This is a genomic window from Streptomyces sp. NPDC001093 (assembly GCF_040298985.1).
Taxonomy (GTDB): domain Bacteria; phylum Actinomycetota; class Actinomycetes; order Streptomycetales; family Streptomycetaceae; genus Streptomyces.
In genome coordinates, this window is the sequence record NZ_JBEPBF010000169.1 from 1 (window position 1) to 18,745 (window position 18,745).

The 18,745-nt window shown below is 67.2% G+C and carries 18 protein-coding genes and 1 pseudogene; 10 read left to right on the forward strand and 9 right to left on the reverse strand.

All coding sequences use genetic code 11. From position 1 onward, the window contains the following. Positions 1-373: 373 nt before the first annotated feature. The 3 genes from ABT288_RS44765 to ABT288_RS44775 all read left to right on the forward strand — a co-directional run bounded on the left by ABT288_RS44765 (position 374) and on the right by ABT288_RS44775 (position 1,811). Positions 374-601 carry a DUF5133 domain-containing protein gene (locus ABT288_RS44765; protein ID WP_351621241.1) on the forward strand — a complete coding sequence of 76 codons (228 nt, stop codon included), beginning with the start codon at positions 374-376 and terminating at the stop codon, positions 599-601. A gap of 180 nt (positions 602-781) precedes the next feature. After that, a complete protein-coding gene (locus ABT288_RS44770) occupies positions 782-1,108 on the forward strand; it encodes a plasmid stabilization protein (RefSeq protein ID WP_351621243.1) in 327 nt (108 codons plus the stop codon). A gap of 142 nt (positions 1,109-1,250) precedes the next feature. Then, complete coding sequence (locus ABT288_RS44775; RefSeq protein ID WP_351621244.1) at positions 1,251-1,811, forward strand: hemerythrin domain-containing protein; 561 nt, start codon at positions 1,251-1,253, stop codon at positions 1,809-1,811. A gap of 166 nt (positions 1,812-1,977) precedes the next feature. Here ABT288_RS44775 and ABT288_RS44780 read toward each other — a convergent pair whose 3' ends face one another. Next, complete coding sequence (locus ABT288_RS44780; RefSeq protein ID WP_351621245.1) at positions 1,978-2,211, reverse strand: DUF6480 family protein; 234 nt, start codon at positions 2,209-2,211, stop codon at positions 1,978-1,980. A gap of 234 nt (positions 2,212-2,445) precedes the next feature. Between ABT288_RS44780 and ABT288_RS44785 the strand changes: the two genes are divergently transcribed. Further along, a complete protein-coding gene (locus ABT288_RS44785) occupies positions 2,446-3,318 on the forward strand; it encodes an SDR family oxidoreductase (protein ID WP_351621246.1) in 873 nt (290 codons plus the stop codon). 537 nt (positions 3,319-3,855) lie between these two features. Here the strand turns inward: ABT288_RS44785 and ABT288_RS50435 are convergent. Both ABT288_RS50435 and ABT288_RS44800 read right to left on the reverse strand, forming a co-directional pair. After that, positions 3,856-5,145, reverse strand: a complete 1,290-nt coding sequence (locus ABT288_RS50435) for a GMC family oxidoreductase (protein WP_502972988.1) — start codon at positions 5,143-5,145, stop codon at positions 3,856-3,858. A gap of 73 nt (positions 5,146-5,218) precedes the next feature. After that, positions 5,219-6,655 carry an aldehyde dehydrogenase gene (locus ABT288_RS44800; RefSeq protein WP_351621248.1) on the reverse strand — a complete coding sequence of 479 codons (1,437 nt, stop codon included), beginning with the start codon at positions 6,653-6,655 and terminating at the stop codon, positions 5,219-5,221. Between the two features lie 367 nt (positions 6,656-7,022). On the opposite strand from ABT288_RS44800, the gene ABT288_RS44805 reads away from it, so the two are divergent. After that, the gene (locus tag ABT288_RS44805; protein WP_351621250.1) at positions 7,023-7,709 is read left to right on the forward strand and encodes a TetR/AcrR family transcriptional regulator; all 687 of its coding nucleotides are present in this window, start codon (positions 7,023-7,025) and stop codon (positions 7,707-7,709) included. Positions 7,710-7,763: 54 nt separating this feature from the next. Here the strand turns inward: ABT288_RS44805 and ABT288_RS44810 are convergent, their stop codons facing one another. Further along, on the reverse strand, positions 7,764-8,750 hold the full coding sequence (locus ABT288_RS44810; RefSeq protein ID WP_502972989.1) for an NAD(P)H-dependent flavin oxidoreductase: 987 nt from the start codon (positions 8,748-8,750) through the stop codon (positions 7,764-7,766). A 328-nt stretch (positions 8,751-9,078) separates the two neighbouring features. Next, positions 9,079-9,546: a VOC family protein gene (locus tag ABT288_RS44815; protein ID WP_351621255.1), complete on the reverse strand. Its 468-nt coding sequence runs from the start codon at positions 9,544-9,546 to the stop codon at positions 9,079-9,081. A gap of 499 nt (positions 9,547-10,045) precedes the next feature. On the opposite strand from ABT288_RS44815, the gene ABT288_RS44820 reads away from it, so the two are divergent. From ABT288_RS44820 to ABT288_RS44835, 4 genes and pseudogenes are all read left to right on the forward strand, one after another. Further along, the gene (locus ABT288_RS44820) at positions 10,046-10,690 is read left to right on the forward strand and encodes a histidine phosphatase family protein (protein WP_502972990.1); all 645 of its coding nucleotides are present in this window, start codon (positions 10,046-10,048) and stop codon (positions 10,688-10,690) included. 84 nt (positions 10,691-10,774) lie between these two features. After that, positions 10,775-11,341: a hypothetical protein gene (locus ABT288_RS44825; RefSeq protein WP_351621261.1), complete on the forward strand. Its 567-nt coding sequence runs from the start codon at positions 10,775-10,777 to the stop codon at positions 11,339-11,341. Positions 11,342-11,410: 69 nt separating this feature from the next. Further along, positions 11,411-12,941 (forward strand): annotated as a pseudogene (locus ABT288_RS44830) (ISKra4 family transposase). After that, a complete protein-coding gene (locus ABT288_RS44835; RefSeq protein ID WP_351621264.1) occupies positions 12,938-13,300 on the forward strand; it encodes a hypothetical protein in 363 nt (120 codons plus the stop codon). Before ABT288_RS44830 ends, ABT288_RS44835 begins: the two are co-directional and overlap by 4 nt. A gap of 671 nt (positions 13,301-13,971) precedes the next feature. Here ABT288_RS44835 and ABT288_RS44840 read toward each other — a convergent pair. Next, positions 13,972-14,523, reverse strand: coding sequence for a hypothetical protein (locus ABT288_RS44840; RefSeq protein ID WP_351621267.1), 552 nt, complete (start codon positions 14,521-14,523; stop codon positions 13,972-13,974). A 340-nt stretch (positions 14,524-14,863) separates the two neighbouring features. Here ABT288_RS44840 and ABT288_RS44845 point away from each other — a divergent pair, with 340 nt between their 5' ends. Further along, positions 14,864-15,967, forward strand: a complete 1,104-nt coding sequence (locus ABT288_RS44845) for a PH domain-containing protein (protein WP_351621269.1) — start codon at positions 14,864-14,866, stop codon at positions 15,965-15,967. A 42-nt stretch (positions 15,968-16,009) separates the two neighbouring features. Here ABT288_RS44845 and ABT288_RS44850 read toward each other — a convergent pair whose 3' ends face one another. From ABT288_RS44850 to ABT288_RS44860, 3 genes are all read right to left on the reverse strand, one after another. Next, positions 16,010-16,852: an IS5 family transposase gene (locus tag ABT288_RS44850; RefSeq protein ID WP_351621271.1), complete on the reverse strand. Its 843-nt coding sequence runs from the start codon at positions 16,850-16,852 to the stop codon at positions 16,010-16,012. Between the two features lie 756 nt (positions 16,853-17,608). After that, a complete protein-coding gene (locus tag ABT288_RS44855) occupies positions 17,609-17,989 on the reverse strand; it encodes an SCO4402 family protein (protein WP_351621273.1) in 381 nt (126 codons plus the stop codon). Continuing rightward, the gene (locus ABT288_RS44860; RefSeq protein WP_351621276.1) at positions 17,986-18,702 is read right to left on the reverse strand and encodes a hypothetical protein; all 717 of its coding nucleotides are present in this window, start codon (positions 18,700-18,702) and stop codon (positions 17,986-17,988) included. The genes ABT288_RS44855 and ABT288_RS44860 overlap by 4 nt, the downstream gene beginning before the upstream one ends. Positions 18,703-18,745: the final 43 nt, after the last annotated feature.

Here is an 18,745-nt window from a genome sequence, read left to right on the forward strand (position 1 = left end):
ACCCCAACCCACCCCAACCCGTGACTGCTGGAGTCGGTAGTCGGCACGTCCCGATGATGCGGGGCGAGTGTCGGCGTCGGTTGAACCAGGATTCGGCCGTCGTCGAGAAGGGCTGGAGGAATGCACGCAGTTACGCCCGACACCTGCGGAAGCGTTCAACGAGCACGATCTCCACGCCGCACGGCTGGCCCACGCCGGAATCCGCGAACTCACTTCCCGCCAGGATGCCGGTCTCCGCGCTGCAGTCGTGTCGTTCCGATTGGTGGCCGCGCACATGTTGCTGCCCTGTGAGGTATGGATTGGCAGCCAAGGCCTTGGGCACACGCCTTGGTGCATGACCCTATGTGAGTGGTGGCGACGAGGGAGGCTCCCGATGCTCATGGCACACCCCGCCGTGCTGCAGAACCTGATCGAGCAGTACGAGACGCTGCGTATCCTGCGCGCCGAAGACGGCAGCCAGGACGTACGCCGGCGTATGGATGACATCGCCTACACGTTGTGCGTGTCGACCGGCACGTGCGACATCGATGCCGCCCTGATCGCCGCCCGCCACCAGTTGCCCGGAGCCCGTACCGAAGACGACTCCGTTCTCGCTCTCTGACTGTCACCTTCCAGCCGGGACCGACAGAGGGCGGCTTACGGCGGGAGCCTTTGGGGCGTCTGTCTGCCGGGGGCTGGCTCCTCGATGGAGCCCGGGGCCCCGAACGGACGCCGAGCCGTGGCTGTGTGCTTACTTCACCCCGAGAGTGGGACGTGAAAGCCCTTTAGGAAAGGACAGTAAATGCCTGCGGGATCGAGCCCCAAGCGAGAGCGGCAATACGAGCACATCAAGAAGAGCGCCCAAGATCGTGGCGAGTCGCCCAAGCGGGCCAAGGAGATCGCTGCCCGGTCGGTGAACAAGGAGCGCGCCAGGTCGGGCGAGTCGCAGTCCGCCGGCAAGGCCTCCACCCGGGATGAGAAGTCGGCGTCGCAGCGCGGTGGGCAGCGCTCGCACAGGGGGGCGGAAGGGCCCACCAGGGACCAGCTGTACGAAGAGGCGAAGAAGCGCCATATCCAGGGCCGCTCCTCGATGACCAAGCGGCAGCTGGAGAACGCGCTCGGCCGCTGAGGGACGGCTCTTGGCCAGACGGTGCTGGGTTGCGTCCCGCCCGGGTGGAGTGCGCGCACGGCCGCGCCCCTCGGGGGGAAACCATGTCTGCTGGGCGATCGCTCAGCCTTGAAAATCGGACCGACCGAAAGGTGAGAGTGTGATGGGGCACGGCGGCAACGTCATTGAGGAGCTTATGACCGACCACCGGGAGGTCGAGGAGATCTTCGGCCGGATCCAGGCGATGACCGGCGGTGGGCAGGAACTACGCGATCTCGTGAACGAGGTCACCATCGAATTGGTACGTCACTCGATCGCCGAGGAGGAGTACCTGTACCCGGCGGTGCGCGAGCACATCCAGGGCGGTGACCAGATCGCGGACAAGGAGATCGCCGATCACGGCCGGGTCGAGAAGCTTCTCAAGCAGCTGGAGAAGGTGCAGGACGACGACCCGCAGATGAGCCCGCTGCTGCAGCAGCTCATGGACGAAGTGGCCGCACACGTGGACGACGAGGAGAACAACCTCTTCCCGATGCTGCGCCAGGCCTGCTCCTCCGAGACACTGACCGAGCTCGGAGACAAAGTCCGCCGGGCCAAGGCCATGGCCCCCACCCGCCCCCACCCCTCTGCACCCGACACGCCACCCGCGAACAAGCTCCTCGCCCCGGGCGCCGGCCTGGTGGACCGGGCCCGCGACTTCGTCACCGGCCGCGGCAAGTCCTGATCCAGGCAGCACCGCAGCAGACCCATCCCGCTCCCCGTGAGCATGCGGCCCTGACGGTGCTCCGGCGAAGGTGCTCGAGAGCAGCTGCTGCTCATGGGGATGCAAGACAGGCGGCGGGCGTTACCCGTCGAGTGCGGGCCATGCACTCCTGGGGCATGCCTAGAGGTCAGAGGATCAGGGCGAGAGCGTATGCCAGGAAGAAGGCCGCGACCAGGACGACGAGGACGAGGATCAGCGTCAGCGGGGCCTTGGCCCAGCCTTTGGGCGGGTTGTGCGTCTCCTGGGGCCTGGCCTCGGGCATGCTGCTCTCGGCGGGCGGGGTCTCTCCGGGAGGGACACCGCCTCCGGGCTCCAGCCCGGTGGTCCGCTCGGGCTCCGGATCGGGATTTACGTAACTCATGTGACCCGAGTCCCCCGATACGCGAAGACCACCGGCCGATCGCCCCACCTGTACCCCTGCATCCGAGCGCCACGGGCGGACCGGACACCACGGTGCCGCACGTCACCGCGGTCGCAGGTCCTTGCGGTGCAGATCGTCGGCGGGAGGGCGACGTCCCTCCGAACAGAAGCCCTCCCTCGAGGCCGGGAGTCCAGAGTCAGCCGCACGCAAGCATCCCCTAGCGAGAGTCGTGTCATGAGCGAGCACCCCACGCACAAGCATCCCCAGCCCGACTTCCCGGAGCAGGATCAAGAGCATCCCGGGTGGACCGGTCCCATGGACCCTCCTCCCGATCACGGTGAGGCGACGTACGAGGGCAGCGGGCTGCTGGAGGGGCGAAAGGCCGTGGTCACCGGCGGCGACTCAGGTATCGGCCGCGCCGTGTGCCTCGCCTTCGCCCGCGAAGGCGCCGATGTTCTGTTCACGCATCTTGCGGAGGAGGACGAGGACGCGCGCGAGACCGCACGGCTCGTCGAGGAGGCAGGCAGCAAGGCGGTCGCCGTGGCGTGCGACATCCGTGCGGAGGAACAGTGCGGCCAGTTGATCGAACGGGCCGTGGCCGAGTTCGGACGGATCGACATCCTCGTCAACAACGCGGCTTATCAGATGTCCCAGCCCGACGGCATCCAGGCGATCACCACGGAACAGTTCGACCGGGTCATGCGCACGAACCTCTACGGCATGTTCTGGCTGTGCAAGAAGGCCCTGCCGCACATCCCGGCAGGGGGATCGATCATCAACACCACCTCAGTGCAGGCATACAAGCCCAGCCCCCATCTCCTCGACTACGCCACGACCAAGGGCGCGATCGTCACCTTCACCCAAGGACTCGCCCAGATGGTCGCCCCCGACGGGATCCGGGTCAACGCCGTGGCTCCCGGCCCCGTATGGACTCCCCTGATCCCGGCGACCCTTCCGGACACCAGGGAGTTCGGCAAGCAAGCCCCCTTGGCCCGGCCGGCTCAGCCCGCGGAAATGGCACCCGCGTATGTCTTCCTCGCATCCGATCGCGCGAGCTTCATCACGGCGGAGATCCTGAACGCCACCGGCGGAACGCCGCTGCCCTGACACCACATCCGTCGTTCGGGTCGCCGCCGAGCTGAAGCGAAAGAAGATGATCACATTCAGCATCCCCGAGGCTGCCCTTGTAGCCGTAGGAGGCGGCGTTGAGCTTCTTCTCCCGACCACTCCCTCGAACTCGGCGGCGACGGGTTCACCCCAACCGAAGCGGGAGAACGGACTCTCCAGCAGGCTGCCAGGCCGGCGTCGCACAGGCAGCGTCATCGCGGTGCACCTCCGCGAGAGCGGATCATTCGGTCACTTCCATGGGGCGCGTCCCTGCGGGACCGGGCGAGTCATCAACCGCGGGTGATCGCCCGTTCATGCCGCCCTCGTCGCAGGTCACGCCCAGGCGATCGATGAACGCCGGCTCACCGCATGCCAGGACCGCCGCAGATGCTCCCGCCACTGCGCGTAGTGCGCGCCTGCGTCAGGTTGTTGTGCTGCCACCCCGAGATCAACGAGTGCCGGCAGGCGGGAGATGTACGCCGGACGGGCAGAGTCTCGACACCGGTTGCGGCACCTGGCCTCAAGGCGTCAGCCGGATCAGGTGCCGGCCGGTGGGGTGGGGTGCAGGGCAAGCAGGGCGATGTCGTCGGTGCTGTCGGCGCCGATCCCCCTGAGCAGTTCGTCGCAGAAGACACGATGGGGTTCGCGGGCGAGGGCGGCGGTGTGCTGACGCAGCCGGGTCAGCCCATGGTCGAGGGATTCGCCACGGCGCTCGCGCCGCGCCGCACCGAGCCGCTGACCCGCGCGCTTTACCGGTCGTCTGGCTGTTCGATGGTGAAGGCGCGGCCTGCGTGGGTCAGCCGCAGCAGCCTCGCCAGCGGGTGTGGGACCGCGCACAGCCGCAGATCTCTGCCGCCGGCCTTCGCCGCGCGGGCGGCGGCCAGCAGCACGGACAGGCCGGTGCAGTCGCAGAAGGTCAGCCCGCCGCAGTCCACCAGCACGCTGCGATGATCGGCCAGGGCGGCTTGGAGGGACTCGGACGTCTATCCCCAGATCGTGCAGCTCATCGGGATCGCCTATGCCCGACAGAAGCAGCAGCTGGGGCGAGTTGATGGATCCGCCGCAGAGCAGTATCTCCCCGTCGGCGTGAGCCGTGCGTTCCTGTCCGTTCCGGACATAGGTGACGCCGGCTGCGCGTGATCCGTCGAGCGTGACCTTTGTGGCCAGGGCGCTGGTGTGTACCACCAGATTGGATCGGCCGAGGGCCGGGCGCAGATAGGCGTCGGCCGTGGACCATCGCCGCCCGTGATGGCATGTCACCTGGTACAGGCCGGCACCGGCAGGGGACGCACCCGCGAAGTCGTCGTTGCGGTCCAGTCCCCATTCCCCGGCGGCGTCAAGCCAGGATTGTGAGAGTTCGTGGGTGTAGACGCGGTCCTCGACGTGCAGGGGTCCGTCCGAACCGTGGTAGGGCTCGCCGAGGCGGCGGTTCGACTCGGACTTCATGAAATAGGGCAGGACGTCGTCGTAGCCCCAGCCCTTGGCTCCGTGCTCGTCACGCCAGCTGTCGTAGTCGTCCCGGTTGCCACGGGTGTAGATCATGACGTTGGTGGATGATGAGCCGCCCAGTGTCTTGCCCCGGGGCCAGGAGAAGGTGCGTCCCGGCTGGGGCTGCTCGAGCGTCCGGTAGCTCCAGTCGCTATGCGATCCGAAGAGCATTCCCAGTGCGGCTGGGATGTGGATGAGCTCGTCGGTGTCAGGGCCGCCCGCTTCGAGGAGCAGCACCCGAACGCGGTCGTCGCGACTCAGGCGGTCCGCGAGCACACAACCGGCGCTGCCGGCGCCCACGATGACGTAGTCGAATCCTTCGGTTCCGGTGGAAGTCATGCTGGTTCCCTCGCCCGGCGAGCGGCCGTCGCCCGGACTCGCCCGAGTGGGGCGACCGGCGCCGGCTGTCGCATCAGGGGTGGTAGATCGACTGGAGTTGCTGGTATGCGTGAAGCCCCTCGGGCCCCAGTTCGGTGCCGAGGCCGCTGGCCTTCCTGCCTCCGTAGGGGGAGGTCAGGTCAGGCAGATAGCCGTTGAGCCCGACGGTGCCGGTCCGCAGACGGCGGGCCACCTGGGCACCGTGGTCCAGGTCCGTGGTCCAGACGGTGCCGGCGAGGCCATAGGCCGACTCGTTCGCCAGGCGCACCGCATCGTCCTCGCCGTCGTAGGGCGTGACCGTGAGGACCGGGCCGAAGATTTCCTCCTGCGCGATGGTCGACGAGTTCTCGACGTCGGCGAATACGGTGGGTTCGACGAACCAGCCCCGATCGAGGCCGGGTGGCCGGCCCCCTCCGGTGGTGAGCCGAGCCCCTTCGTTGAGGCCGGTCTTGATGTAACCCAGGACTCGTTCGCGCTGGCGCCGGCTGACGAGCGGGCCGATCTGGGTGTCGGGGTCGAGCGCGTCACCGACGACGGCGTCACGGACCATCGCCGTACAGAACCCGACCACTTCCCGATACCTGCTGCGTGGGGCCAGGATCCTGGTACTGGCGTAACAGGTCTGACCGTTGTTCAGCAGACTGGCCATGAAGAACTGCTCCGCGGTCGCGGTGAGGTCGGCGTCGTCGAGGACGACGGCCGCGGACTTACCTCCCAGCTCCAGGGTCACCGGTCGCAGCAATTCGGCGCATGCGGCGGCCACTTGACGCCCCGCACTGGTGGATCCGGTGAACGACACCTTGTCGATGTCAGGATGGGAGACCAGGTACGCGCCGGTGTCGCGGCCGCCCGGAACGATGTTGATCACGCCGTCGGGGATCCCCGCTTCCTCGACCGCCTCCGCCAACAGCACCGAGTCGAGGACCGTCTCCGGAGCCGGCTTGAGGACGAGCGCGCAACCGGCCGCCAGAGCCGGGGCCATCTTGAAGAAGGCGATGGTCTGAGGGAAGTTCCAGGTCATGATGGCGGCTACGACGCCGGCGGGTTCCCGGCGGACCAGGGTGGTGCCACGGGGCAGTCCGGTGCGCAGTTCCTCGGACGTCATGGTGTGGGCCAGACCCGCGTAGTAGCGCAGCAGGGCTGATGGCACCACACCTTCGAAGGACCGGGCGACAGTGATCGGCATGCCGTTCTGCGCGCTGACGGCGGCGGACGTCGCCCCCTTCCTCGCCTCGAGCGCGTCCGCGAGACGGATCATGGCGGCCGCGCGATGTTCAGGGCCCCAGGAGGCCCAGCCGGCCGGTGCGTCGAATGCGGCACGAGCGGCTCCGACCGCTCGGTCGATGTCGTCCTGGGAACCGTCCGGCACGGTACCGAGATGATCGCCGGTACTCGCGGATGCGACGTCGATGACACGGTCGCTGGACGTGTGCACCCAGCGTCCGCCGATGAACAGATGGTTGGGATCCATTGGTGAACTCTCCCCACGGCATGCCACGGGACCACGACACTCCGTGGTGTTCGATAGGTGGATGACCAGCGCGGGCGCGAGGGTGCTCAGCGCGTTACGCAGGCCGCTGACGGTCATGGTTTTCCTGCGCGGTGGCCCGGCGCGTCGAATCTGCGGGTGGGCCACGTCTGCGACGCCCCCTGCGCCCGGTGCCGGCCTTGGGGGAGCGCTTTCATGATTCACAACTGAATAAACTCGACGTTACACCCATCTGGGGTAATCTGTCACCAGATGTGAGATATTAGCGGAATGTCCATGGATATGGCCGTCGCCCGATGAGGGAAGTCAGGCAGCCGGCTCGAAGACCCCCACGAGGCCCCTGAGCATCGTGGCGGCAGGACGGGCCCGGTGCATGACATCGCACCATGAGCGGTACGCCTCAAGGAGGTGGCGCATCGTGAGGACATATGGCGGAGCCACGGCGGAAGAGCGCGCTTCGCTCCGCCGTCGGCGCCTCATGGAAAGCGGCCTGGAACTCTTCTCCAGCCGCGGATATGCTCACACCTCCATCCGTGCGGTACTCCGCCACGCCGGACTGAAGGACCGGTACTTCGCGGAGAGCTTCACGTCCCTCGACGATCTCATGGCGGCGCTCATGAGGGACATCTACGAGGAACAGATCACCCGGTGCGCCGGCGTGATCGCCACGGACCAGCCGCTGCGCGACCGGGCTCGGAACGTGATCGACGCCATCGTCGCGCTCTCTGTGGAAGAACCGAGAAAAGGGCGCGTCAAACTCACGGAATCCCTGGGAGCCGGTCCTCTCACAGCACACGAACGGCGTCTGGGCCTGCAGCGCATGAGCGACCTCGTGGACTCCCTCCTGAGGGAAGGGCTTCACGATCCTCGGATGGACCCCGCCACCCTGTCCGTGGCCGTCGTGGGGGCCGTCAGCGAGATGCTGCTGAGCTGGTTCAACGGAGAGCTGGGCATCTCAAGGGAGGCACTGGTGGATCAGGGCCTCCTCCTCTTCGAGGCCATCGCCGAGCACGCCTCGGAAGCATCACGAGAATGAAGTACACGAACGGGCCCTCGAGCTTCGGCGTACCGGCACGAGCGGGATTGCTCGTCAGCCAAGCAGCGATCGAGGCCGTGAGGCCAGGATCGCCTCGGCCTCGTCACCGATCGTCCGGACCACTTCTGCGGCAGGACGGACGGCATTGACGAAGATCGCCGACTGGCCATAGAGAATCGCGCTCGTGTCAAGGTTGGGCGGGCCCTCCACGGGACTGACATTCTTGGGAGGCGCGAATTCCTCCTTGCGGTCCCGCAGAGCCGCCTCGCGCTCTGACCACTCATCGGTGAACCGATTGCGGCGAACTCGTTCACCGATGGTCTCCGGCCACGGCAGCCCCGACACGATGTCGTACGTCCGTGTCCATACGGTGTCACTGCCGTCACTCTCCACGATCAGGCGCTTGTGGGCATCGTGTACCTCGATCGCTTCGGGCGTGGCGAGAAACGCCGTGCCCAGCCATGCGCCGTCCGCCCCGGCGGTGAGGACGGCCGCGAGTGTGCGGCCATCGCCAATGCCTCCTGCGGCCAGCACCGGAACATCGGGGTAACGCCTCACGATCCCGGCCAGGAACGGCAGAAGGCCCATCCTCCCGGTATGGCCACCGGCCTCCGTGCCTTGCGCCACGAGGACATCGGCACCAGCGGCGACGGCCGCCTGCGCGTCAACGTAGTTCTGTACTTGGCACATCACCCGCGCTCCAACGGCCTTGGCACGAGCAAGCCACGGCTGCGGGTCCGCGAACGACAGCGCGATGACCTCTGGTCGCTCTTCCAGAGCGGCCTCGAAATGCGGTTCGGTGAAGGGGAGGAGCGGCGTGATGAAGCCGACTCCGAAAGGAAGGTGGGTCGTAGCGCGGATGGTTGCGATCTCCGCATGGATCCAGTCCGGCCCTTTCCAGGGATGTGTACCCCCGAAGGAGCCGAGCCCGCCGGCCGCGGAGACAGCGGCGGCGAGTGTTCCGCCGCTGTGCAGTGCCATCGGGGCCGCCATCACCGGGTAGGCGATACCGAACATTTCAGTGAATCTCGTATGCAACATGGGCCGACGCTAGCGAACACAGTGCGCCCAGCCCACCAGCAGCGCGCCGACTCGCCCGCGCCAAGCTACTCGATCGCGGAAGCGGAACCACGGAGCGCCCGACCCGGCCGGATTTCTAGGTGATGTCGGCCGTGGAGCGTAGACGGCGATTTGTCATTCGACTGCATCGCAACGTACGAGAGGGAATGCCCGCGCTGATCTTTGCGGACAGTACGCTGGCCAAGGCAAGAGCTGGCGCAACAGACGGATCCTGTATGTCGCGCAGACGCCCGAGTCTTGTTGGATGGGATCGGGCCCGTGTGCGCGCATGCTGATGTTGTGCAGCCGATCACCAACCAGCACCGGCCAGCTTTTGCGACAGTTCGATCATATTGCCCCACGGGTCACGGAAGAACGCCAGTCGCCGGCTGATGTCCTCGATCTCGAAAGGCTCACCGATAAGGTCTACACCACGGCTGGCGAGCTCCGCACGTGCCGCGTCGACATCGTCGACATGGACGCACATGTGCTGGTAGCCGCCGTGCTGCAGGCTGACTCCGAGGTCGTTGAGAACCTCCTGCGGGAAGGGTACGGGCCCGGCCAGCAGTTCCACATGGAAGTGGTCATCGTTGGGCGGGCAGAGGTACGCGAGCTTCAGCTCACCGTAAGGCCACTCCTGGAGCACTCGGAAGTCCAGCTTCTCCGTGTACCAAGCCTTCGCCGCGTCGTAGTCGGGAACGCGGATACCGACATGGTGACCTCTGAAGGAGGAAAAGGGGCTTGATGAGTTTTTCGGCGGGTGGGCCGGCATGGGCATCGCAATCACTCCTATCCTGTTGAAACATCAGGGGGACGGCACAATGAACCAGACGATTCAGCCTATCGTCCGATTCCGCGGATGAGGCTGAAGGGCAAGGCTGGGAAGTCGTCGTCGAGTCCGGTTCTGATCACTCGGCTCACCAACCGCCGGCCAGCACCCATCGAGCATGTCCTGCATTGGTCGATCTGGCGCAGACGATGCCAACACCAAGCCCGCATCTCGCCACTGCTGACGGTCGGTGTCCGCCTGTGGGAAGAGGGGCAGAACACGCCTTCCTCGCTCCGACGGTTAAGTGTCAACGGCCTTGTAGTTCTCCCCGTCACGAGGCAGAGGCGATCGCGGGCCACTGACAGCAACAACGGCGCAGCAGCGTCATGCGACGCGACGGTTACCCGAAAGCTGAGGCGCCGCCAGGGACACAGCCAAATACAGGTCGTGAACTCCGAAGGGTGCGGTTCCTCTGAAGGGAAAGTGAGGAAGGACAGGAACCGCGGGCTTGTGGGTAGGCGTCCACCTCGGCGTGCAAGATCGATACCTCTATCTCGCTCGTCATGGTGAAGCCACGCCCGACGAAGGCGGGCTCACAGAGGCTGGCCGACGGCAGGCAGAGCTGCTTGGCAAGCGCCTGGGCGGCGTACCGCTGACGGCCATCCACCACGGTCCGCTGCCCCGGGCAGTGCAGACGGCCCGGCTGGTAGTGCAGCAGCTGAGTGCGGTGCCGCTGCGCGAGTCCGAGACAGCAGGCGACTATGTTCCATACGTCCCGGGGCGAGACGAGTTCCCCGCAGAGGTCGCCGACGCGATGTCGGCGCGTTTCGCCTCTGTGTCGGCCGAGGAGGCTGCACGCGGCGCGGAGCTCGCCCGGCAGGCGGTCACGAAGTTCACCGGGCCGGATCACAAGGGGGATACCCCTCGTCACGACCTTGTGATCACCCACGCGTTTCTCATCGCCTGGCTGGTGCGCGCCGCGATGGACGCCCCCGCGTGGCGCTGGATGGGCCTCAACCACGGCAACGCGGCGCTCACCGTCATCCGCTACGCCCCGGCCCGGCCGGCGAGCGTCCTGGTCTACAACGACATGAGCCATCTGCCGGACGACCTGCGCTGGACCGGGTTTCCCTCCCAGCTCCGCACACCCTGAGGGCCAAGCGGCAGTTGTCACGTGAGCCGACCGCGATCTCGGCTGCCCCGTTGGGGCTGTGTTCGGTGGCTCCTCGTCTCTACCGTGGTGCTGGAGGAGGGCTGGCGGATGGGCTCGCTGTTCGAGGAGTTGGAAGCGCGCGAGGCAGCTGCCCGGGTTCGGGTGGAGGAGTTGGAAGCCGAGCTTGCTGGGCTGTCGGGAAAGCTGGAGTTGACCCGGGAGAGCCTGGAGCGGTTGCGGATCGCGCGGGAGACGGTCGCCGAGGTGCTCGCGGAGATGACCCCGGAGAAGCCGTCAGTCGCGGTCGACAGCGCCCGGCCGAGCGCGGGTGATTCGGTGGCGTCGGCGTATGCAGGGGCCGAGCGGCAGGTCATCGGGGTGCTGACGGTTCCGAACCGGCAGCCCGAGATGGGGACGGAGGTCCTGCCGCAGGTGTATCGGGACATCATGGAGGTGGTGGCGGACGCGCCGGGGCCGGTCCGCGCGAAGCAGATCGTGCCCAGGATCGGGCTGCCCGCCGAGACCGGGAAGATCGAAGGCACCCGGTCGAAGTTGAAGCGGCTGGTGGAACGGGGCTGGCTGGACGAGGATGTCCCCGGCCTGTTCACCCTGGCCCGGCGCTGGGGTGGCGTTTCGCCCAACTCCCGTTAAAACAGGGCTCTTCCGCGCCTACATTCGAAGGTGCGACCCAATCGACGCTGGACGGGAAGAGCCCTGGAGATGACACCGTACGACACGCATGCCACCGCTGACCCCTTTGCGCGCTCCTTCAGCGCCTTCGAGGCGCTGACCACCACCTTGTCGGGCAGCGATGCGGGCACGTGGACCCACACTGACCTGGAGGAATACCTCGATCTGGCGGGCGGGAACTGCTTCGCCTGCTGCTGCAGGATCACCTCGACCTGCGCGCGATGCGGGAGGAGGAGCAGATTCGTTCCGGTGCCCGGCAGGTCGTGGTGGGGCCGGAAGGCCAGGTGCGGCCCTGGCGCGAAACCGGGCACCCGCGCTGGCTGGCCAGCATGTTCGGAATGGTCCGGGTCACCCGGGTCGCCCACCGGGGCCAGGGTGTGAGCAACGTCCACCCTGCCGACGCTGTGCTGTCGCTGCCGGCGAGCCGACACTCGACGGGATTACGACGGCTCGCGGTGACCGAAGCCGTCCGCAGCTCGTTCGACCAGGCCCACGATGCAGTGACACGCCGCTGCGGGAACGTGCTCGGCAAACGCAGGCTGGAAGAACTCGTGGTCGCTGCCGCGGTCGACGTCGACGGCTTCTACCGGACTGTGATCCCGGTCCCGTGCAGCCGCGAGATGCCGGTGGTGGTCCAGGTGGACGGCAAGGGTGTGGTCATGCGCCCGGCGGCCCTGCGGGAGGCCCCCGTCGAGCCGCCGCGAAAGCCTCGGGCGGACATCGTGGCCGACTCGCGCCGGGCGAAAAGCGGAACCGGAAGCGGATGGCGACCGTGGCCTGCGTCTTTGACACCCGCCCTGCCCCAAGGCGCCCGCATGATGTGATCCACCCGCCCGGCGGCCGAAGCGGCGACCGTCCGGCCCGTCCGGGGCCGAGGGCGGAGAACAAGTGGTGCACGGCCTCGCTGGTCCGCCCACCCGAGCAGGTCATCGCCGACGCCTTCGACCAGGCCGAGGCCCGCGACCCGAAGCACCTGCGGCCATGGGTCGTCCTGGTCGACGGCGCCCGTCACCAGCTCGACCTGATCGCAGCTGAGACTGGCCGACGCGGCGTCACGGTCCATGTCCTGCTGGACTTCGTGCACGTCGCCGAGTACGTCTGGGCCGCCGCCCACGCTTTCCACAAACCCGGCACCACCGAGGCCGAATCCTGGGCAGCCGACTATCTGACCGCGATCCTGGCAGGCCACGCCGCCCGGGCCGCCGCCGAGATGACCGGCCAGGCCAAGCGGGAGCACCTGTCGGCCTCCCGCTGCGAGGCCGTTGACGCCTGCGAACGCTACCTGACCGGGCATCTCGACCAGCTTCACTACGACACCGCGCTCAACAACGGGTGGCCGATCGCCACCGGCGCGGTGGAGGGTGCCTGCCGCCACCTGATCGCCGACCGCCTCGACATCACCGGCGCCCGCTGGGGCCTTCCCGGAGCCGAAGCCGTCCTGCGACTGCGTGCCGTCGTCTCCAACGGCGACCTCGACCCCTACTGGCGATACCACGCCGCCCGCGAGCACGAACGCCTCTACCCCGCCCCCGACCAGCGAACTTACGCCCTCACCTCTTGATCGCGGCCATCACTCGAAACGAACTGCACCCTTCCTCGTTCTGGACCCGGCTGGAGGAAACCGGACTATTCGCACGGGTCGGCGGCCGCCGCCCGCTGAACGAGAGCTGGGCCCGCCGCTACGGGGGAAAGCGGCGGGCCCAGCAAGCCACCACGATGCCACACCAGCAGCCGGAGCTGCTATTCCTGAAGCAGAGGGCGGCACCTCAGTTGAGGCCAAGCCTGCTGAGGGCTGTAGTCCAGTCGGTGACAATGGCGCTCTGCGCAGCGGCAAGGGTGACCTTCCCGGAGCAGACGGCAGTGTGCAACTTCGTCTCCACCGGATCCTTCTTGTTGCTGATGCCGCCACCCGGCTTGTGACCCGGATCGGCCGGCTCCACCCAGAGATTGCTGGGGATCGTTGGGGTCGCCTCCGAGCTGGAGGCTGATGAGGTGGTCGTACTCGGCGTCCGACATGCTGCCGGTGTAGCCGTAGGAGGCGGCGTTGAGCTTCTTCTCCTTGCCGGTGACGGAGGCCGGCGGGCGGATCCCCTTGGTGTAGCCGCCCTTGCGGCAGATCGTCGACGCCAAGTTCGCCTGCGTCACCGCCGGCGAGATCGCGCCCGGCGTGCACGACCGGTCCTCGAGGGGCTCACCCTTCTCGTACCAGTAGTGACAGCTGTCTGCGGGCGGCTGCTGCTACTGCACCGTGTATGTCGTCTGCGGCCCCGCACCCACCGGGATCTTCGACGTACCTGCTGGTACGGCATTCTCAGAGGTTCCCGCGGCCGACGACGCTCCGCCCTTCCCCGAGGTGTCCGCCCCGGAGTGTGAGCCCGATGAACAACCTGCCAGCAGCAGGAAGGAGAGCAGCACCGGCGGCACGGCGCGGCGGATTGAACGCATCACGACCCCTCAGAATGAGCGACAACTGGGCACATGCTCCCCCACCCAGACGCCCTCCTCCCGCCCGCCCCCAGGCGCACGGGTGCGCGGGGCCCGGGGCACCCCACACCTCCGCCTGACCGGCGCACGTCGCGCAGCAAGAGTCGTTAGAAGTAGGAGGCCACCAGGTCGCGGTCCACCGTGATGGTGTCACGATCCAGTTCGGGCAGCCCCAGGTGGTCACAGATCAGCTGGGTCAGCTGCTCCTCGTAGGTCTCGTTCTCGTGGTCCAGTCCGGCCGCCGTGATGAGGGAGGCCATCTTGTTGGGCCAGTAGTCTCCGACGTAGTCGGGGCCTTCGTAGTCGATGCAGGACGATATCTGGCCGTCCTTGTACCGGTACGCCTTGGGCCGGTGGGCCTGGGCAATGGACGGGTTGGGAACGAACACCATCAGTTCAGCGCCCTGGGGGCACAGCTCACGGTAGTCGATCTCGTCGAAGTCGCCGCGAGACGGGTTGAACATGTGGTGAACGATCACGCCCCAGTCACCGAGTGCCGTGTCGTCGCCGTAGGCGAACGGCGGCCGGTCGTGCGCGGACAGGCCATCGGCCATGGCGGCCAGGCCGGTCCCCTTGAAGTAGACCAGGACGCTTTCGTCGTCCCCACACCAGTCTTCTTCCAGCCACGCTATGACGCCGCAGTTGATCCAACTTGTCATGCCCAGCAACGTAACCGGCGCCACTGACATACCAACGTCCAGAGCTGCCACTCGACGCCAGGGCCAACCGCCTCCCCCCGGCGCGCCGTCGGGGCTGGTTGAGTGCTCCGGTCACGCCGGTCCGTTCGAACTCCCCGGCGTAGATGTCGAGGTCCCGCTCGCTAAGAGGCGGCGCGGATAGGCGCGGTGGTGGCAACCCGGCAGAAACCGGTGCAGCACCTTGCGGTCGGGGAGTTGCGACGCTCTGTGATCACTGGAATGCTTCGCGGCCGCGAGCGGCTGGGGTAAGGGAAAGGCGAAGATCACCCGAGGCTCGACCTCCCCCGCTACGCTCCGCGGCATGGGCGGGATAGACATGGTCAACGGCGTCGCCGGTGCCGTGATCGGGATGCTGTTCGCAGTGCTGTTCCAACAGCCCCTTCAGGACTCATGGTTCAGGGTGCGTAGACGCTGGTTCGGTGCGGTTCGAAGCCTTCGGTTCCGGGAGGAGCCCGGTCCCTCGTGGACGACTTTCTCGCTGGGCCCTCTCCGCACGCCGGCACTGATCGTCGAGGGAGACGGCGAGACACCCATTCCTGCGGAGGGCGTGCACATCCAGGTACTCGACGACGAGAGCAAGCTTCCTGCGGAGATCGCGCACTGGTGGGACGAGATCGAGGCCGAAAGCACCCGGCTCCGGGCGGAGGGACGAACGCCGATCTGGAACGGTCTCCGATACGCGGTCGAGTCGTTCGACATTTCCCGGACACCCGTCGACGAGCAACCGGAAGTCCGCCTGCGGCTGCGGCCCACGGACTACTACACCTTCCTCGCCGCCCAGCAACTCGACCGTCGGCTGCCTGACGGGAGCACACTGCGCTCCCGCTACCTCGACCCCGACCACCCCCTTGAGGCGCCGGCGTTTCTGCAGTGCAGCCTGGGCGTCAACATCGCCGTAGTGACCGCCGACGACATGCTGGTGGTCAGCCGGCGCAGCGACCGGGTCCGGATGGCACCGGGCATCTGGAACTCCTCCGTCAACGAGGGTGTGTCCCGGCACATCGATTCATCCGGCAGGAGCGCGCCGGTCCTTCATGCGGTTGCTCGGCGCGGCATGCGGGAGGAGCTGTCCCTGGAGCCGCACGAGTACTCTCTCGTGCTCCTGGCCTTCGTGCTGGACGTGGAGAAGCGCCAGTGGAGCGCCCATTTCTACGCGCGCCTGAACGAGTTGACCCACCAGGGGCTCCGGGCCCGGCTGAGCAGAGGGGTCGCCGACAGGTGGGAGCACCAGACCATCGACTACGTTCCGTTCCGCGCGGCAACGGTGGCCAGGTACCTGCTGCACTCGGACCGCATCCACCGCTGGGCTCCGGTGGCCCCGGCGCTGTTCCACCTGGCACTGGTCCACGTCTACGGGCGAGCAACGGTGGAACGGGCCGAGGCGCAGGCCGTCCGACGTCATTGACTTTCGCTCCCGCGGCCGAGGGCCACACCGATAGGTGGGTGGTCATGGTCGGCGTCGGGGGCGGGAGTCCCAGCGGTGGGTGGTCCATGCCCGTCGGATCAGGCTGCGTACGGTGATGATTGTGTCGGCGAGGTCGAAGAAGGCGTCGCTGACGGTGGTGCGCCGTTCGTAGCAGCGGGCGAGCCGGTGGAAGGCGTTTTGCCAGGCGTGGGTGCGTTCCACGTGCCAACGCTGACTGGCCTGGATGGGCGCCTTCTCGCCTTTGTGTGCGATGCGGCCGTGGAAGCCGCGTTCGTTGAGCAGCGCGCGGGTCTTGTCCGAGTCGTAGCCGGCGTCCAGGTGGACGGTGATGTCGTCGGGTAACGGACCGAGGTCGTCCAGGCGGTCCAGGGTGGGGGCGAGTAACGGGGAGTCGTGGCGGTTGGCGCCGGCCAGGACACGACCCAGCGCAATGCCGTATCCGTCTGTCATGCCCGAGCGTTTGAGGCCCTGTTTGCCGCGGTCGACTGGTGAGCGACCGGCTGCCTCGCCGCCTCCGGGCGCCTTGGTGATGGAGCCATCGACGGCGATCTGGTCGAGGACGAGGCCGACGATCCGGTCGTAGGAGTTCAGCGCGATCTGCTTGAGCCGGGCGAAGACGCCGAGCCGTATCCACTCATCGCGGCGGGTGCGGATCGTGGTGGCCGAGCAGGTCGTGTCGGCGATCGCCTCGTACGAACAGCCGAAGCGCAGCAGTTGCAGCATCTTGTCGAAGATGATCCGGTCGCTGATGCGCCGGCGGTGGCAGCCGAGCGGATGGTCCGGGTGGAACTGCGGCCGCTCGGGAAGCAGGGCCGTGAATTGGTCCCAGAGCAGTTCGGTCAGCCATGATGGAAGCGCGGGCACAGGTCTCCCCAGTGATCACGAAGCGTGGCAACTCCATGATCACCAGGATCTATGCCCGTTCTGCTGCTGAGCCCCCAACCGCGCCTATCCGCGCGACCTCTAAGCCACGCGGGCAGCCGGCCGATGGGGAAGCGATCACGCAGCATCCCGGCCCTGCTGACGAAGTGCGGATCGGGAGTTATCTCGGGTTCGAAGAACTCGTAAGGCACGTAGGGCATGTAGGAGAATCCAGCACGTGCCTGACTGGTTATCTGAGGGAAGTCAGGCATGTACGGCAAGGTGGCTCGGGACCCTCGGGCCAGCGGGGAGCGGGCCGGCGTTCCGCTGTACACCTTCTCGGAAGGATTCGATGGTGTCGGAACTCACTCTGCCTGCCCCCGCGCGGCTGCACCCCGTGCGTGACGAGCATGCCTGGCACTTCCCCAACGCGAACCGTCGCCGCATGCATGTACGGGCGGGCCTGGCCGACGAAGGACGGCGGGCATGTGGTCATCGCCAGTCCTGATACTCGGCGGCGGGTTGGTCAACATGGCGGAGGGCCTGTGCCGTGCTGCCGTAAGGGAGTTCGGCGACTCCGTCGCGGTCGTGCGGCACTTCCCCGCCCGGATCATGCTTGCCCACGAGAGCGATGTCCTGGATGGACTCGTGCAGCCGCTCCCCGCCGTCCCGGCCGCGTGTGCGGTCGGGACGGCGGGGAGTGGCGGGATGTGGTGTGGTCAGCCTCGAGGCGCCCAGGCTGTCGGGGTCCTCAGCGGGTCACCGGGTGAGGGCCGCGTGGGCCTGCGCCGCGGCTTCGACGACGCCTGGCCACAGTGGATGTCCGAGGTAGGCGGCGTCGTCCGCCTCGGGCTCCAGGGCGTCGAGGATCTCGTCGAGGCGGTCGGCGAGGCGTCGCATCGCCTGGGCCTCCGAGACGTCGCGGAGTGTGGTGCCGATCGCCGCGGAAGGGTCGTCCAGTACGGCGGTGTCGTCGTAGAGGATGTGGATGTTCAGCGTGAGGTCGTCGAAGTAGCCGGGATGCGGGTATTGGCGCTCGATCCAAACGCGTCGCTGGTGGTCGGGGTCGGACAGCGCATCGACCGCGGAGATGATCTGCTCACGCATCTGGGGCAGTCGCACCTGCGGTGTCTGGTTCACGGCTTGTCCCATTTCTTCCAGCGCAGCCATTCCTCCAAGGGGATGTGGGCCTCCTCGGCGTGATCCTTGATCGAGCCGACTATGGGCTTTCCATCGCGGCCGATGATCTTACCACCCGAGTTGATGACGACGTGGTCGACCTGCTGGAACACCTGGGAGTTGTTGGGGTTTCCCTGGTCGATACGGACGCCGTTCCCCTTGCCGTCGTTCCAGCGGTAACCGACGCCCTTCTTGTTCCCCTTCATGAACGGCTTGAGGGAGTCCGGCACCTTGTCCACGGCGTCCTGGGGGAGCCAGCCGTCGACGGTCTTGCTGACCCGGCTGGCCTCGGCGACGCCCTCGACGCCCTCTTCGACCTTCTTGGCGGCCTTGAGTTCGCCGACGCCGGGGATGACGACCATGGTGGCGAAGGCGCACTTGCCGAGGGTGGGGTTTTCGATGCAGTCCTGGATGTCCTTGCCGCCGGAGAGCGTCCACAGTCCGCCGTAGATCATGGCGGCCTCTTGCGGGTCCACGTTGATCGGCGGGTCCATGACGCCGCCGTCCTTGAGGCAGTCGGGGTAGTAGCCGAGGCGGGGGATGTAGTGGCAGTGCTTGGTCTTCTTCTTCGCCTCCTCCGCTTGGGCCTTGCGTGCTTCTTCGGCCTGGCGGCGGGCTTCGGTGAACCGCTCCGGGTCTGATGGAGGCTCGATTCCCTGAGAGGATCGAGTCATGGCGCGTCCGTCCACCTACCCTGCTGAGCTTCGTGAGCGTGCG

Coding starts and splice junctions, on each gene's coding strand:
- ABT288_RS44770 (WP_351621243.1), top strand. CDS start 782: ATGCCTGCGGGATCGAGCCCCAAGCGAGAGCGGCAATACGAGCACATC.
- ABT288_RS44845 (WP_351621269.1), top strand. CDS start 14,864: ATGGGCGGGATAGACATGGTCAACGGCGTCGCCGGTGCCGTGATCGGG.
- ABT288_RS44810 (WP_502972989.1), bottom strand. CDS start 8,750: ATGTTGCATACGAGATTCACTGAAATGTTCGGTATCGCCTACCCGGTG.
- ABT288_RS44840 (WP_351621267.1), bottom strand. CDS start 14,523: ATGACAAGTTGGATCAACTGCGGCGTCATAGCGTGGCTGGAAGAAGAC.
- ABT288_RS44780 (WP_351621245.1), bottom strand. CDS start 2,211: ATGAGTTACGTAAATCCCGATCCGGAGCCCGAGCGGACCACCGGGCTG.
- ABT288_RS44765 (WP_351621241.1), top strand. CDS start 374: ATGCTCATGGCACACCCCGCCGTGCTGCAGAACCTGATCGAGCAGTAC.
- ABT288_RS44785 (WP_351621246.1), top strand. CDS start 2,446: ATGAGCGAGCACCCCACGCACAAGCATCCCCAGCCCGACTTCCCGGAG.
- ABT288_RS50435 (WP_502972988.1), bottom strand. CDS start 5,145: ATGACTTCCACCGGAACCGAAGGATTCGACTACGTCATCGTGGGCGCC.
- ABT288_RS44815 (WP_351621255.1), bottom strand. CDS start 9,546: ATGCCCATGCCGGCCCACCCGCCGAAAAACTCATCAAGCCCCTTTTCC.
- ABT288_RS44775 (WP_351621244.1), top strand. CDS start 1,251: ATGGGGCACGGCGGCAACGTCATTGAGGAGCTTATGACCGACCACCGG.
- ABT288_RS44860 (WP_351621276.1), bottom strand. CDS start 18,702: ATGACTCGATCCTCTCAGGGAATCGAGCCTCCATCAGACCCGGAGCGG.
- ABT288_RS44800 (WP_351621248.1), bottom strand. CDS start 6,655: ATGGATCCCAACCATCTGTTCATCGGCGGACGCTGGGTGCACACGTCC.